This window comes from Luteitalea sp. (genome assembly GCA_009377605.1).
In the GTDB taxonomy this organism is placed as follows: domain Bacteria; phylum Acidobacteriota; class Vicinamibacteria; order Vicinamibacterales; family Vicinamibacteraceae; genus WHTT01.
This window is the reverse complement of record WHTT01000015.1, coordinates 34,562-47,737: the sequence shown is the minus strand read 5'-3', so window position 1 is coordinate 47,737 and position 13,176 is coordinate 34,562. Positions and strand designations below refer to the sequence as shown.

Genomic DNA, 13,176 nt, shown 5'->3' with positions numbered 1-13,176 from the left:
ACTTCTATACATACCAACGCGTCAACTGTCTGGACGGACGAGCCCAGGAGTCAGCGACCCTCACTGATCAAGCGTTGACTCTTGGGATCGACTCGATATCCTTCGGCGATCGTGCGGACGATTTCTTGCAGGCGCTTTCCGGCCTCGTCCGAGGTCGCAAAGGTGAGCCCCTCGGCGCCTTTCACAACCTGCTCGAGTTCGACGGCGATGACGGAGCGATCCTCCCCCGCCTCCATGACGAGATTGTCACCGAGCTCGGGGTTTGGGACCCCGAGATCCGGTGATCGACTGGTTAGCTGAAACTCGGGCGAGGAGGGTCGCTGTAGGACAGGTCGAGGGCGCGATGTGCAAGCGCAAAGGCGGTGCAGGTGGTCGCGAACGCCCGGTCGACTCTGGAGGAAGCGAGAGGATCAACGGTCTCCAGCACGCGCAGATGCGGCTGGGCAAGGTGTGGCCGCTGCGCTCGAAGCTTCAGGAACTCCGCGTCGATCCCACCGACGCGGGTGATGAGCTCACCCAGGTCGCGACTGCTGTGTCCCGCCTGCCCGTGGAAGATGAGCACGGCCTGAAGCGCACGCACGGCCGCTGTCCGGCAGTCGAAGATGACGGTCCATGCGTCGCGCTCGCGGCCTGGCGCCGTCACCGTCCGCACCGCCTCCTCGAGACGTTGCGCTGCCTTGGTCGCTCGGTCATCCATGTCGCCCCACTCAGGAGCCCGTGTCTCTCGTCGCCCACTTCGGGAGGCCGCAATGCACACAGCGCGGTGTGAGGAGCGCGCGCAGTCGGTCGCCGCCCATGGACCAGAACCAGTCCCTGACGGACGTGAGACAGAACGGGCGCCCGCAGCGGGGGCACGGCCAGAGGCCAAACCGCCAGCCCGCGATCACCATGGCGCCCATCCAGGCCAGGCTGAGCGCGACGGCAAACGGCTCTAGCCACGCGTGCCCATCGATGACGAGCCAGAGCGCGGCCAAGGGCCCTATCCCAAGCGCGAGCCCGAACGCCCACCGCCGCCGCCGTCGGTACTCCTGCCACTGCGCCGTGTAACTGCCCGACACGTCACTCCATCTTATATAGCGCGCGCTCGCCGGTCATGCGATCTCGGATCGCGCAGCCGGACCCAGCCAACGTGAGGATCACTGCCGCACCCACGAAAAGGCTCGCTCCGGTCATCACTCCTCGACCTGAGCGCAGATCGCATACACCGTGAGGCTCCATTCAAGACCCGGGGCAACATCGGGTAGCAATGCGGCCCGGACAAACCAGGACGACTTGCCAATAGTGGTAGTCCTGGGGGAGCCATAGATCGACGCGATGTGGATCCAGGAAGTGGACGCACCGCCCCCGAGCACTCGAAAGCCAAGAGGGCAGGCTGCTTCAGCTTGCTTCTCGATCCATGTGTTGGGACCGACCTCATCCTCGACGATCTGGTAGCCGGTGATCCCGGGTCCCGCCGGCCCCGGCTCGCCCTGTGGACCCTGTTCGCCCTGCAGCCCCTGCAGGCCCGGTTCGCCCTGCACGCCCTGTGCGCCCGACAGTGGTGGCGTGATAGCGGCGGTCGTCCCGGCCAATCCTGTCGGCAATCGTCGCCTGCGCGGCCGCTGGGAGGGCGACGTGCGTGACGTGAAGGCCGGCACCGTGGGTGGTCTGCCTTTGATCCGCTCCGTGCGCGCTCATGATCGGCATCAGCGCAAGCGCGGTCGCGGGGATCACGTTCTGGCGTGTCGTACATACGGCTTGCCGCCAGCGACACTCATAGCGTGCGGCTCCAGGTTCGAGATCAAGGACGGTCGATGAAGTAACCAGTGATGTTCAGCGGCAAGTCCTCAGTGCCCACGCCACCAGCACCTCGGATAAGCCGATCGCCCTCGTCGGCGTAGAAGTGGATCGCTTGGTTCAGGACATAGCAGCTCGGGGAGCAATAGGGAACTGGCTCGCCCACGAACTGGTAACGGACGCGGCCATGACCGCTACCAGCGTCGACGACAGTCAGATCCCACAGCGGCCTGGCGACGTCCGAGTCCCAGGCGCTGATGAACTCGACGACGAGCCGTTTGCCGGCGGGAATGTCGTAGATGTGTTGGTAGTCGCCATCGAAGCCGAGAAGAATGCGCGCAGGCTCCCGGGCGAGCTCGGGATCGGCGATCACGACCGGATTCTGGTTGGTAATCGTGACCGAGCCGGAGACAGGGATCGGGTTCGGGTTGGCAACGGTGACGGCCCCCGAGATGGGGGTCGTTCCCGTCGCCATCGTAGGCACGGGATGGGCGCTGTCGTTGGTGACGAACACGTCCCCGAGCCCCAAGAGGCCCGAGGCCCGAGGGCTGGGCGTTCTCTCCAGCCTTGGGCGCCTGTGGCGCGTCGTTCTCCGCCGCGGCGGGGCCGCGCGGTATCGCGGTGGCCCCGATGACGATGCCAGTGGCAACGAGGGCGACCTTCAGCGCGAGACTCCTCTCGTCGAGTCGCGTGGAACGAATCTCATGTCCCCTGTCAGTGCTAGCTGACTTCTGCATGGCCTCCTCCTTTTTCCACTCGTCACGCATGCCGGGTTCGACGTTTCGCAATAGAGACTACTGAGGTTCCGGCTGGAGAGGACTACGCAGGTACGTAGCAAAGCGACGACAGCCGTGAGATCGTACGTCATAGGAGGCGAATGCTGACGCAACTGATGCAAAGAAGCCCACGTCCATTCGCAGTGACGTGATGTGGCAAGGACCTACAAGCGGTAGCGGTCCGCTGGAAGTCGTCCATGCCCAACTATCAGCGCACCAACTACCTGATGTACCCAGGTTCAGTTACTCGAATCCCGCGTTCATCTATCTGGGTCGCACGATCGAGGCGCTGACGAACGACGATTACGAGATGTACGTGACGAAGAACATCCTGTCGTCGCTCGGGATGCGTGACGCGTTCTTCGATCGCGCGCCGTATCATCTGACGCGGCACCGCTCGCATAGCTATTACCTGACCGACGCGGGGCTGAAGGAGGCGCGGTTCGACTTCGACACCGGCATCACGGTATCCAACGGTGGCCTCAACGCGCCGCTGCCCGACATGGCGAAGTACCTCGCGTTCCTCGCCGGCGATCCGAAGAAGCAGCAAGTTCACTGTTGAGCTGTGTCGATTCGGCGTCCGCAACTGTTCGCATGGGAGCGCCGATGCGTTGTCCCTCTCGAATGGTAAACCCAGACTGGACAGGGAAACGGCCTGGCGAGCATGGACCGCCGGGCTCGCGCGCTCGGTGGTGAGCTCGAGATCGCGTCCTCTCGTCGCAACGGCACCTCGGTGAAGCTCATGATACCGACCCGACGACACGGCCGGTGGGGCGATTCGCCCACAGGTCGCAGTGACGAGACGCGTCACATCCCCTCTCAGACCAAGGCCGCCGTCACAGCACTGCGGACCGGCGCCTGCAATGACAGTGGTCGTTCGTAAGGATCAAGGATGAAGACCCGACTTCGAGCACTGACCGCGCTTGTGGCCTTCTCATTCATCGCGGTCACGTCCGTAGGGACGTCCTCCGCGGATGCCGAGCCCGAGAGGGCGGGCGAGCTGCCTGACCTGCGTGGCCATTTTGCCGCCTTTACTCGCTCCGGCCCTGACCAAGACTCGATCGGCAACCCGGACACGGTGCCAGGCTCGCTCGACATCACGGCGCAGGCCGGGCCCGTCCTCATCGGCCAAACCAACCTGGCCGGCCACTCGACCGCCGGCTCCGGCACTCTTGGGCCAGGCGAGAGCGTCAACCTCCAAGGAATCGGCGCCGACTTCGACGGGCCGTACGTCGTGGAGGCACAGGCTCACAGCATCGACACCGGCCCCTGGGACGGCGGCACTCGAGCCCGCATCCTGGCGGGCAGCTATCGGGTGTCTCTGCTCTCGGGTGGCCGTCAGGAGGGTGACCTGGTCGCCGTACACCAGCGGCCGGTGCTGGGCGCACCATCTATTGGCGGCTCGTGGATGGGGATGCTGGGTGAGCCGGATGAACGCCTGGGTCGAATCGAGGCCAGCATCGTGCAGTCGGAGAGCGGCGCGTTGAGCGGGCGCCTCAGGGCCGTGTTGTTCACCCCGGAACCGGATTCGCTCAGCTTCGAGCTCACGTTGGCCGGCCAGGCGGCCTGGGATGGCACCACCAGCGGCTACTTCCTGGTCGGCGCCGGGAGTGGCCTGCTTGCCACCATGTTCGTCGGCATCGAAGACCCGGGCATCAAGGGCCAGCTGCGGCTCCTGCTCACAGATGGCACGGCGTGGGAGGCGACCCTACGCCTCGAGCCTGCCCTCCGCTGAGGGTGCACGTCAGGATTGTGAGATGACGTCGGTAGCGCAGTGAAGAAACGGTGACCGAATAGCTCGACTTCCACCTGCGTCGCGCGCTTTGATCGCATCCTCCTATCGCGCGCGCGAGGGGCGCTTCGTGATCGAAGCCGTCTTCGACAGAGGGACCCACGCCGTGCTGGGTCTTTCGCGTCCCTCGACACACGCGGACATCATTTCGGTCGATCTATCCCAGCCAGGTCAGCGAATCGGGTCGATCGCCACGCGCGTCGTGTCGTGCGGATCGAACATGACGCGCAGGTGCGCGCCCGGCTGCACACGCGGCACCGCCAGGCGCGACACGAGCGCCTTTGTCTTCGCCTGGAACGGCGGCTGTCCATCAGGTTTCACATCCAGCAGGAAACCGACGACCGGATCGTCGTTGACGGTCACGCCCGTGTCCCAGATCTGGACGACAGTCGCCTCGGCGGCGACACCCACGGCACGGATCTGCTTCGCCTCCGCCTCGCCGGTCATGCGATCCCGGATCGCGCAGCCGGACCCAGTCAGCGTGAGGATCACCGCCGCACCCACGCAAAGGCTCCGTCCGGTCATATTCAATCCTCCTTCAAACCGATGAGCTCCCTGCCAAGTGGCGATCTGGTCGTCGAGCGGTCCGCTACCCGTGGAAGACAAGCACGGCCCGCAGGGCACGCACGACGGCCGTCCGGCAGTCGAAGATGACCGTCCATGCGTCGCGATCGCGGCCCGGCGCCGTCACCGTCCGCACCGCCGCCGCGAGCCGTTGCGCCGCCATCGTCGCTCACCTCATCTTATATAGCGCGCTCTCCCCCACAAGCGTGGTCGCGAGGATCACGCTCTGGCGTGTCGTACATGCCTGAGCACTGACATGACGCAGTGCGCTTTCAGAGAACACGCAACTCCGCCACGTAAAGGCGCGAGAATCCTTCTTCGTCATCATGTCGGCGCCTTTCGAGGGCCGAGTCTCTCCCAGCCTCCACCCTCAAATAACGGATCCTTGGCCGCGCGGGCACTACGTGGGTACGTAGTACACGTCTCGATGCGAGGCGGAACCGGTGCCGCGGCCAGCTTCCAGACGGCTTGGCGCCAACGGCGCGGATAGCGTGCGGCACCACGTTCGAGATCAAGGACGGTCGATGAAGTAACCAGTGATGTTCAGCGGCAAGTCCTCGGTGCCCACGCCACCGGCACCTCGGATAAGCCGATCGCCCTCGTCGGCGTAGAAGTGGATCGCTTGGTTCAGGACATAGCAGCTCGGGGAGCAGCCGGGGACTGGCTCACCGACGAACTGGTAACGGACGCGGCCATGACCGCTACCAGCGTCGACGACAACCAGATCCCACAGCGGCGTGGCGACGTCCGAGTCCCAGGCGCTGATAAACTCGACGACGAGCCGTTTGCCGGCGGGAACGTCGTAGATGGTTGGGTAGTCGCCATAGAAGCCGAGAGGGATGCGCGTCGGCTCCCGGGCGAGCTCGGGATCGGCGATCACGACCGGATTGTGGTTGGCAATCGTGACCGAGCCGGAGACGGGGATCGGGTTTGGGTTGGCGACGGTGACGGACCCCGAGATGGGTGTCGTGCCCGTCGCCATCGTGGGCACGGGATGGGCGCTGTCGTTGGTAACGAACACGTCCCCGAGCCCCAGGAGGCCCGACGCCGAGGGCTGGGTGTTCCCTCCAGCCTTGGGCGCCTGGGGCGCGTCGTTCTCCGCCGCGGCGGGTCCGCGCGGTATCGCGGTGGCCCCGATGACGATGCCAGCGGCCACGAGAGCGACCTTCAGCGTGAGACTCCTATCGTGGAGTCGTATCGAACGAATCTCATGTGCCCTGTCGGTGCTATCTGACTTTTGCATCGTCTCCTCCTCTTTCCATTCGTCACGCATGCCGCTGCGACGTTCTGAAATAGAGACTACTGACGTTCCGCCTGGAGAGGACTACGCAGGTACGTAGCAAAGCGACGACGGCCGTACATCGGTTGGTTACCGAGGGTGAAACGTCACCCCAAATCGTACGGTCCAGCAATGCATGGTGCATCGATCGTCCGGACGTGCCTGGCCAAGAGCAGATTGCTACGTACGTACGTAGTGCTTGCCGCGCCGCGCTGGGCTATTGGTATTGCACAGCGTCGCGCGGCCGCCCTGAGCGAGTCGAAGGGCGCGCGGACCACGCGAGGATTGAAGGAGACATCATGCTGAGAAGCTCAACCCGCATTCGCCCTTCGACAGGGCTCAGGGCGACCCTGAGGTTCTCGAAGGGTCGTTTCGTCTCCGTCCTCGGCATCCTCCTTGGAGGGATGATCGCGCAGCCGTCCGCCCAGGGCTTCCCCTTGTTTTACTGGGCCGAGCAGGCGCAGTTGACCGCGTCAAATGGCACACCCTCCGACGAGTTCGGCCGGTCCGTCGCCCTCGACGGCGACACCCTGGTTGTCGGTGCGCCTCGCGCCCAAGCAGCCTATATCCTTCGCCGGGTCGGTGACACGTGGACGGAGACGGCGCAGCTTACAACGTCAGACGCTTCGATCGAACGGTTTGGAATTTCGGTGGCTATTGACGGCGACACGGTCGTCGTTGGTGCGCTTGCTGAGGATGATGTCGCCGGAGAGTCGGAGCGGGGCGCAGCCTACGTGTTCACGGAAGCCGGCGGCGTCTGGACCGAGACGGCGAAGTTAACCGCCAGCAACGGCACGGAGGACGACTTCTTTGGAGGCTCCGTGGCCATTGCTGGTAACACGGTGGTCGTTAGCGCGATTGGTGCCGATGACACGAAGGGCGCGGCCTACGTGTTCACGGAAGTCGGCGGCGTCTGGACCGAGACCGCCACGCTGACCGCGTCGAATGGGGCGGCATACGACTGGTTTGGCATATCCGTGGCCATTGCCCGCAACACAATTCCGTCGACAGTCGTCGTTGGCGCGATTGGTAAGGCGGCGTATGTGTTCAGGCGGAGCTGGTGGTCGGGCACCTGGACGGAAACGGCGCAGCTGCTACCGCCTCAGGTAAGTGGGGGGGCATTTGGCTGGTCTGTCGCGATCGACGGCGATCGCGTGGTCGTCGGCGACCCGGGCACCAGCAACCTCGGGGTTGGCCACGCCTTCGTGTTCTTGCGATACGGGAGCGGCTGGATATTCGACTACTTCGTTGCGTCGGATGGCTCCTTCGACAATCGGTTTGGCGAATCGGTCGCCGTTGCCGGTGACAGGGTCGTGGTCGGCGCGCCTTACGCCGATGACTACCAGGGCGCGGCATACGTGTTCAGCCTAACCGCGACCGGCTGGACGCAGAGGAAGCTGGTGTCATTGGGCCGGGCGCCGGGCGACGACTTCGGCAGATCTGTCGCGATCGCCGGCAACACACTGGTCGCTGGCGCACCGAATGCCGACGTTGGCGGAAACAGCTCCCAGGGGGCAGCGTACGTCTTCGTGCGGCAACTGTTGTTGTTTCCTTGACGTCGGTGAACCACCTCGGACCCGCCCGGCGACCGCATCGTGCATCTGGCGGGTCGATTTCACCTCACGTGCCGTGAGGTGACCGCGCTAAGGAGGAAACGTGCACGCACACATGACAACAACCGTGAAAGCCGTGGTGACGAAGATCGTCGTGGTTGGCCTGCTGGCCGGCGTGACCGGGATCATCGGGGTGACCCACGCCGGTCAGGGCATCGACAGCCCCAACGCCAAGGAGGTCCAAGCGGTCAGTCAGATCGAGCCCGGAAGCCCGGCCGCCGTCGGCCTTCCGGTGACCGTGACGAACGCGCCGGCCGAGCCCGTCCCCGTAAACGGGGCGGTGCGCGTCGACAATCTCCTCGCGGTACCCACACCCACACAACAGAAAGTCATGCAGGGCTTTGCAGTGGCGGGGGACGTCGTCGAGCTGGTGGACACCAACGTCCATGCCTTTGAGGTGTCCGGTCACTACGCAATCACAAGCGCCGCGTTCAGCTTCGTACCTTCCTCGAGCGCCACGCGGTCCGTCACCCTGCGCCTGTTGGTACACGACTGCCAGGGCAGCATAGTATCGACGGGCGTTGACGTGGTCGTGCCATCGTTTCACACGGTGCAGCTCACCTATCCCGTCCCAATCGTGTTTCCCCTGAGCCCTGGAGCCGACCCCTGGTGCCTCAGGGTAGAACAGCCGAGCACCCCGAGCAAGGACGGGACCGTCGGAGCGACGATCACCGGGTATCTGCTCGACTGAACGCGATCTTGGCGTCGACTTGTTTGCTGGGACCGGGATCCAGGACGGTATCCTGTGCACAATCCTGCCCCTTGTGCCGTAGATTGACGATCGCGCCCACTAGGTAGTCGACTGGAAGGATAAAGCATCCTCCGGCCGCTGGAGCGCAGGATATCCGATTCTCCCCGCGGGCTGAACAGCGGGCGCTACGTTGTCGACGACCTATGACTTTCGTGCAGTTCTGCGGAACGTCCCGGCACCGTGGCCGGCCTCTCACGGTCGCGACGCGGGCTCATTGTCCACGAGCTCGACCCGGCGGTTCTTGGCGCGGCCGTCTTCGGTCGTGTTCGATGCCACCGGGCTCGCAAACGAGACGCCGAGGGGAGTGAGGCGCTCTTTCGCCACCCCAAAGCGAGTCGTGAGCACGGTCACCACGGCGGCGGCGCGCTGCTCAGAGAGCGTTTGGTTGGCCGCCAGGCTTCCGACATTGTCGGTATGCCCGACGACCAGGAGCTTCAGGGCTGGAGCGCTCTCGAGGAGCTTGCTGATCTGCTCGAGCGTCGCGTCGGATTCCGGCTTGACGTCTGCTTTGTTGAAGTCGAAATAGATCCCGTAGAGTGCGATCCGCCCTGCGCTGGAAATCGCCTTGGCTATCTCGTCGGCCGCCACCGTCACCATTTTCGCCTCTCGGGCCTTGCCCTCGACGATGTCGACGACGGCAATGGTTCTACCGTTGAAGGCTTTGCAGTACAGATCATCCTTCAGCGTGTACGTCAGCACGGACACGTGCGCGCCGCTGTCCGGCAGCTCCGCGGCCATGTAGCGCTGATCGGAAATGTCCGCGGTCATGGCGCAGTAGCCGTTTGAAAAATCGCCATCCTCGGTGATGCGCTCCGCTGGGTAGAGATACATGGAGAGGCTCATGTTTCCGCCGCCACCGCTGCTGCTCCGCCCCGGATCACCGCCGCACTCCCCAGCTTGACACTCGAAGAGAATCTTCGCGCCCTTCCCCTCGAGCTCGTCTTGGTAATTGCGCAAGACCTCCAAAGGCGACCGCTCTGCCGGAGTGAGGTAGACGAGCCTCGTGTACGCCCCTTCCAAGGCTCTCTTGTCTTTCGGTTCGTGATAATCGTTGTTGTGGCTGTCCGTCCGCTCTGGCACAGGCTCCAATTTGGAGAGCGGCAACGTGAAGGCGTCGAAGCGCTTCTGTTCGTATGCCACGATGAAGGACCCTTCGTACCGCTTCAACAGCGGGTGGTCCTTGCTGCCTTTCTTGTCTGCCGTTGGAATCGTGGCCTCGGCGAGCGCAAGAGAAGCGGTCGCCAAGAGTGAAATCGCGAGAATCCATCTGAACACGTCACACGTTCCTTGTTTTGGCGGCCTGCAATTGCATTTTTGGGAGACTGCGCTGGCCGCATGTCAGCGTCCGACCTGATCGAGCTGAATGGTCGCCTTTGGTCAAGGACCCGCGATGTCTGGACCGGGCGTCACTACGAAGGTACGTAGGAATCGCACCCGTCCCATGGAAGGGACGCGTCCGGCAACAGTGACAAGGAGCCACGGCCCGGCGTTTGGCGTGGGAAGACGGCAAGGGTTTTCTGCCGGATCAGGTTGTCGACCCTGTCGAATCCGTCGACCCGGTCGGGGCTGGAGTAGACTCAGTTGCCCCTGGACTCAGCGTGTTAGACTGCTCACGATGCGGTTTCCTGTTGAGCGTCCCGCTGGGATCCAGAGCGAGCGCACATCGGTGGACACGATACTCGTGGCCCTTTCGCGCGTGTGTGGGCGCCCGACATTTCACGTCGTGTGCGGGTACGTGTTCGGCTCCGTGGCACGTCGCGACGCTGGCCCCTTGAGCGACGTCGACTTGGCTATCCTCTTCGATGATGACGTTGACGTGTCCCGCCGGTTCGAGCTTGCCGCGGCGCTTGTCGAGGAGGCCGAACGCGCAACGGAACAGCAGGTCGATCTTGCCATCCTGAACGAGGCGCCGCCACTGCTCCGACACCGTGTCGTGCGTGACGGACGGCTGCTGTACACGCGCGACGAGCGGCGGCGTGTGGCCTTTGAGGCGCGAGCACTGACCGAATATCTCGACTTCCAACCCGTGCTCGCGCGCTTTGATCGCATCCTCCTGTCGCGAGCGCGCGAGGGGCGCTTTGGAACTTGACGAACAAGTCATTGCGACGCGGTTGTCTGTGCTCGAGGAAAACCTCCGCATTCTTGCACCCTTCGGGGCACTGGACCTCCCGGCGTTTATAGCGGACCCACGGAACTACGGCGCCGCTGAGCGCTTCCTGCACCTCGCGATCGAAGCCGTCTTCGACATAGGAACCCATTGCATCGCCGCGCTGGGTCTCCCGCGTCCGTCGACATACGCCGACATCATTCCAGCGTTAGCCGAGGCACAGAATCATGCCCATGCGGGCACGTCGAACACGTTGAAAATGGCGAGCAGGAAAGGTAGAGTGAGCACGCTCCGGTAAGAGGTTGCGCTGGAACCACTGCAGCTCACGGCGCGTTCGGCGAACGCGCCCTACCATCGTGGTTCCGCGAATTTGCTCTGCCCTCGTGGTGCGGCGAAGGCACTCTGCCATGGTGGTAGGGACGCCTCGCCGAGGCGTCCGTTTCTGGTCCTCCAAGACTCGTCGAGGCAAACTATGCGTCCTTCTCAGAAAAGAGGAATCAGCCGGCGGGCGGTGCTGCGGCGCACCGCGGCCGCGGCGCTGGCCGGCCCCTTGTTCAAGGCGACAGCAGGCTCTGTCAGCGCCCAGTCCACCGTCAACAAGTTCTCTGCGCCGAGTGATCTGAAGATCACCGACATGCGCGCCTGCCGGGTGGCCGCCAACTACGACTATCCGATCATCAAGATCTACACGAACCAGGACGTCTACGGCCTCGGCGAGGTGCGCGATGCCGGCGTCGAAGGGATTGCCCTGATTTTGAAGGCGCATATCGTGGGCAGGAACCCGCTCGAGATTGAAGGCATTCTGCGCCGCATCCGACAGTTTGCCGGGCAGGGGCGCATGGGCGGCGGCTTCAGCGCCGTCGATATCGCGCTCCACGACATCGCCGGCAAAGTCTACGGTGTTCCGGCATGGCGGCTGCTGGGCAACAAGCTGCGCGACAAGATTCGCATCTACGCCGACACGACGGAGCACAAGGAGCCCAAAGTCTATGCCGAGCGCATGCGCAAGCGTCAGGAGATGGGCTTCACCTTCTTCAAGATGGACTTGCACACCGAGCTCGTGAACGATAAACCGGGCGCGGTGGACTACACAGGCGCCGCGACCGACAAAGGTCTCGAGTATCTCGGTGAGTACATTCAAGCGATGCGCGACGTGCTCGGTTGGGAAACACCGCTCGCGGCCGACCACTTCGGGCGCTTGACGGTGGACGACGCCATCCGCTACGCGCAATCGTTCGAGAAGTTCCGGCTGGCGTGGGCGGAAGACTTCATCGCCTGGCGCGACTGGCGCGGGTTCAAGAAGATCACCGAGTCCAGCACGACGCCGATTCTGGTGGGTGAGAACTCCTTTGGTCTCGAGGAAGGATTCCACGAGCTCATCGATAACCGCGCGGTGGACTTCGTGCACCCGGACTTGCTGACCTCTGGCGGGCTGTTGGAGACCAAGCGTATTGCCGACTACGCGAACGAAGCCGGCATCGGCTGTGCCATGCACATGGCCGGCTCGCCGGTGGGCTTCTACGCGGGCGTCCACACCTCGGCCACACTGACGAACTTCGTCGCCATGGAAAACCACGCCCTGGACATGCCCTGGTGGCAGGACCTGGTGGACGGGGTGCCGAAGCCAATTATCAACGCCGGGCATACCGCTGTCCCCGACAAGCCGGGCCTCGGCGTCGAGCTGAACGACGAAGCGCTCAAGGAGCATCTGCGCATTCCGGGATACTTCGAGCCGACGCCGATGTACGACGAAATGATCGTCTCCGGTTTCAACCCGGGCGGTCCGTGGCCGCATTACGACGAGGAAGGCAACTGGTGTAATTGTGTCACGTACCAGTAGTGTGGCGTTCTTCGCAGCGTGTATCGCGGCAGTGCTCGCTCTTCAGGTGGCGGAAAGCACGGCCAACTCTGGGTTCATTTACCGCCGGCTGGAAAGCGTGCAGGCAAAGCCTTCGGACGTGAGCACCGCAACCTGCCGCTACAAGCCGCTGTTTGGAGAAGGCGACACTGAGACGAGTCTGGTCAAGGGCCTGGCGCGCTTCGGTGAATTGATAGTCGATGCGGGTGGTGAGAGCGCTCGCGTGCAGTATCCAGACGAAGAACAGGCTTACTTCGTGATCTCTGGCGAGGGAACCCTGCACTATGGTAAGGACGAGCGTTCGATTGCAGCCGAGGACTTTTTGTACCTGCCGCCGGGCATCGAGCACAACGTTGCGAATTCTGGGAGTGAACCGCTCCACATTCTGGTCATGGGCTATCACATTCCCAAGGGCACGCAGCTCACGATTCCCGACAAGCTGCTGATTGCGAATACGAGCCAGGCCAAGCCGCAAGTGCTGGACAACCACCCCGATTCAACGCGATATCGATTGCTGATGGGCGGGACCGATAGCAAACGCGACGTCATCGCCGCGGGTCATGTGCTCACGAGCTTGTTCATCATGGACATCGATCCGGGCGGCACCAACGACCCTCATCGCCATAAGACCGAGGAAGAGATTTATCTCGTCCTGGATGG

16 protein-coding genes (1 of these 16 running past the window's edge) are annotated in these 13,176 nt (G+C 63.6%); 9 read left to right on the top strand and 7 right to left on the bottom strand.

Features of this window, described 5'->3' with window-relative positions; genetic code table 11:
- Positions 1–74: 74 nt before the first annotated feature.
- Positions 75–284 (top strand): hypothetical protein, encoded by a 210-nt coding sequence (locus GEV06_07245; protein ID MPZ17689.1) that lies wholly within the window; start codon positions 75–77, stop codon positions 282–284.
- A gap of 8 nt (positions 285–292) precedes the next feature.
- Here GEV06_07245 and GEV06_07240 read toward each other — a convergent pair whose 3' ends face one another.
- The 4 genes from GEV06_07240 to GEV06_07225 form a co-directional block, all read right to left on the bottom strand.
- The gene (locus GEV06_07240; protein MPZ17688.1) at positions 293–697 is read right to left on the bottom strand and encodes a hypothetical protein; all 405 of its coding nucleotides are present in this window, start codon (positions 695–697) and stop codon (positions 293–295) included.
- 10 nt (positions 698–707) lie between these two features.
- The gene (locus tag GEV06_07235) at positions 708–1,058 is read right to left on the bottom strand and encodes a hypothetical protein (protein ID MPZ17687.1); all 351 of its coding nucleotides are present in this window, start codon (positions 1,056–1,058) and stop codon (positions 708–710) included.
- A gap of 114 nt (positions 1,059–1,172) precedes the next feature.
- A complete protein-coding gene (locus GEV06_07230) occupies positions 1,173–1,583 on the bottom strand; it encodes a hypothetical protein (GenBank protein MPZ17686.1) in 411 nt (136 codons plus the stop codon).
- Positions 1,584–1,780: 197 nt separating this feature from the next.
- Complete coding sequence (locus GEV06_07225) at positions 1,781–2,290, bottom strand: hypothetical protein (GenBank protein MPZ17685.1); 510 nt, start codon at positions 2,288–2,290, stop codon at positions 1,781–1,783.
- A 413-nt stretch (positions 2,291–2,703) separates the two neighbouring features.
- Between GEV06_07225 and GEV06_07220 the strand changes: the two genes are divergently transcribed.
- Together GEV06_07220 and GEV06_07215 are read left to right on the top strand one after the other, a co-directional pair.
- Complete coding sequence (locus GEV06_07220) at positions 2,704–3,114, top strand: serine hydrolase (GenBank protein ID MPZ17684.1); 411 nt, start codon at positions 2,704–2,706, stop codon at positions 3,112–3,114.
- Between the two features lie 330 nt (positions 3,115–3,444).
- Positions 3,445–4,287: a hypothetical protein gene (locus GEV06_07215; protein MPZ17683.1), complete on the top strand. Its 843-nt coding sequence runs from the start codon at positions 3,445–3,447 to the stop codon at positions 4,285–4,287.
- A 228-nt stretch (positions 4,288–4,515) separates the two neighbouring features.
- Here GEV06_07215 and GEV06_07210 read toward each other — a convergent pair whose 3' ends face one another.
- The gene (locus GEV06_07210; GenBank protein ID MPZ17682.1) at positions 4,516–4,869 is read right to left on the bottom strand and encodes a hypothetical protein; all 354 of its coding nucleotides are present in this window, start codon (positions 4,867–4,869) and stop codon (positions 4,516–4,518) included.
- Between the two features lie 550 nt (positions 4,870–5,419).
- Entirely contained in the window at positions 5,420–6,151 is a 732-nt protein-coding gene (locus GEV06_07205) for a hypothetical protein (GenBank protein MPZ17681.1), read from the bottom strand.
- A gap of 335 nt (positions 6,152–6,486) precedes the next feature.
- Between GEV06_07205 and GEV06_07200 the strand changes: the two genes are divergently transcribed.
- Entirely contained in the window at positions 6,487–7,743 is a 1,257-nt protein-coding gene (locus GEV06_07200) for a hypothetical protein (protein MPZ17680.1), read from the top strand.
- Between the two features lie 112 nt (positions 7,744–7,855).
- Positions 7,856–8,491: a hypothetical protein gene (locus tag GEV06_07195; GenBank protein ID MPZ17679.1), complete on the top strand. Its 636-nt coding sequence runs from the start codon at positions 7,856–7,858 to the stop codon at positions 8,489–8,491.
- A 252-nt stretch (positions 8,492–8,743) separates the two neighbouring features.
- Here the strand turns inward: GEV06_07195 and GEV06_07190 are convergent, their stop codons facing one another.
- On the bottom strand, positions 8,744–9,826 hold the full coding sequence (locus GEV06_07190; protein ID MPZ17678.1) for an OmpA family protein: 1,083 nt from the start codon (positions 9,824–9,826) through the stop codon (positions 8,744–8,746).
- Positions 9,827–9,914: 88 nt separating this feature from the next.
- Between GEV06_07190 and GEV06_07185 the strand changes: the two genes are divergently transcribed.
- From GEV06_07185 to GEV06_07170, 4 genes are all read left to right on the top strand, one after another.
- The gene (locus GEV06_07185) at positions 9,915–10,640 is read left to right on the top strand and encodes a hypothetical protein (GenBank protein ID MPZ17677.1); all 726 of its coding nucleotides are present in this window, start codon (positions 9,915–9,917) and stop codon (positions 10,638–10,640) included.
- Positions 10,641–10,650: 10 nt separating this feature from the next.
- Positions 10,651–10,956 carry a DUF86 domain-containing protein gene (locus GEV06_07180; protein MPZ17676.1) on the top strand — a complete coding sequence of 102 codons (306 nt, stop codon included), beginning with the start codon at positions 10,651–10,653 and terminating at the stop codon, positions 10,954–10,956.
- A 174-nt stretch (positions 10,957–11,130) separates the two neighbouring features.
- Positions 11,131–12,498, top strand: a complete 1,368-nt coding sequence (locus GEV06_07175; protein MPZ17675.1) for a mandelate racemase/muconate lactonizing enzyme family protein — start codon at positions 11,131–11,133, stop codon at positions 12,496–12,498.
- Positions 12,482–13,176 carry the 5' portion of a cupin domain-containing protein gene (locus GEV06_07170; GenBank protein MPZ17674.1) on the top strand. The gene runs 64 nt beyond the window's last position, so 695 of the gene's 759 nt are visible here — the first part of the coding sequence; it begins with the start codon at positions 12,482–12,484; its stop codon lies beyond the right edge, outside the window. Before GEV06_07175 ends, GEV06_07170 begins: the two co-directional genes overlap by 17 nt.

Excerpts from the sequence above, each read along its gene's own strand:
- GEV06_07240 (MPZ17688.1), bottom strand. The coding sequence starts at position 697 with ATGGATGACCGAGCGACCAAGGCAGCGCAACGTCTCGAGGAGGCGGTG.
- GEV06_07210 (MPZ17682.1), bottom strand. The coding sequence starts at position 4,869 with ATGACCGGACGGAGCCTTTGCGTGGGTGCGGCGGTGATCCTCACGCTG.
- GEV06_07205 (MPZ17681.1), bottom strand. The coding sequence starts at position 6,151 with ATGCAAAAGTCAGATAGCACCGACAGGGCACATGAGATTCGTTCGATA.
- GEV06_07215 (MPZ17683.1), top strand. The coding sequence starts at position 3,445 with ATGAAGACCCGACTTCGAGCACTGACCGCGCTTGTGGCCTTCTCATTC.
- GEV06_07220 (MPZ17684.1), top strand. The coding sequence starts at position 2,704 with ATGTGGCAAGGACCTACAAGCGGTAGCGGTCCGCTGGAAGTCGTCCAT.
- GEV06_07185 (MPZ17677.1), top strand. The coding sequence starts at position 9,915 with ATGGTCGCCTTTGGTCAAGGACCCGCGATGTCTGGACCGGGCGTCACT.
- GEV06_07200 (MPZ17680.1), top strand. The coding sequence starts at position 6,487 with ATGCTGAGAAGCTCAACCCGCATTCGCCCTTCGACAGGGCTCAGGGCG.
- GEV06_07175 (MPZ17675.1), top strand. The coding sequence starts at position 11,131 with ATGCGTCCTTCTCAGAAAAGAGGAATCAGCCGGCGGGCGGTGCTGCGG.
- GEV06_07195 (MPZ17679.1), top strand. The coding sequence starts at position 7,856 with ATGACAACAACCGTGAAAGCCGTGGTGACGAAGATCGTCGTGGTTGGC.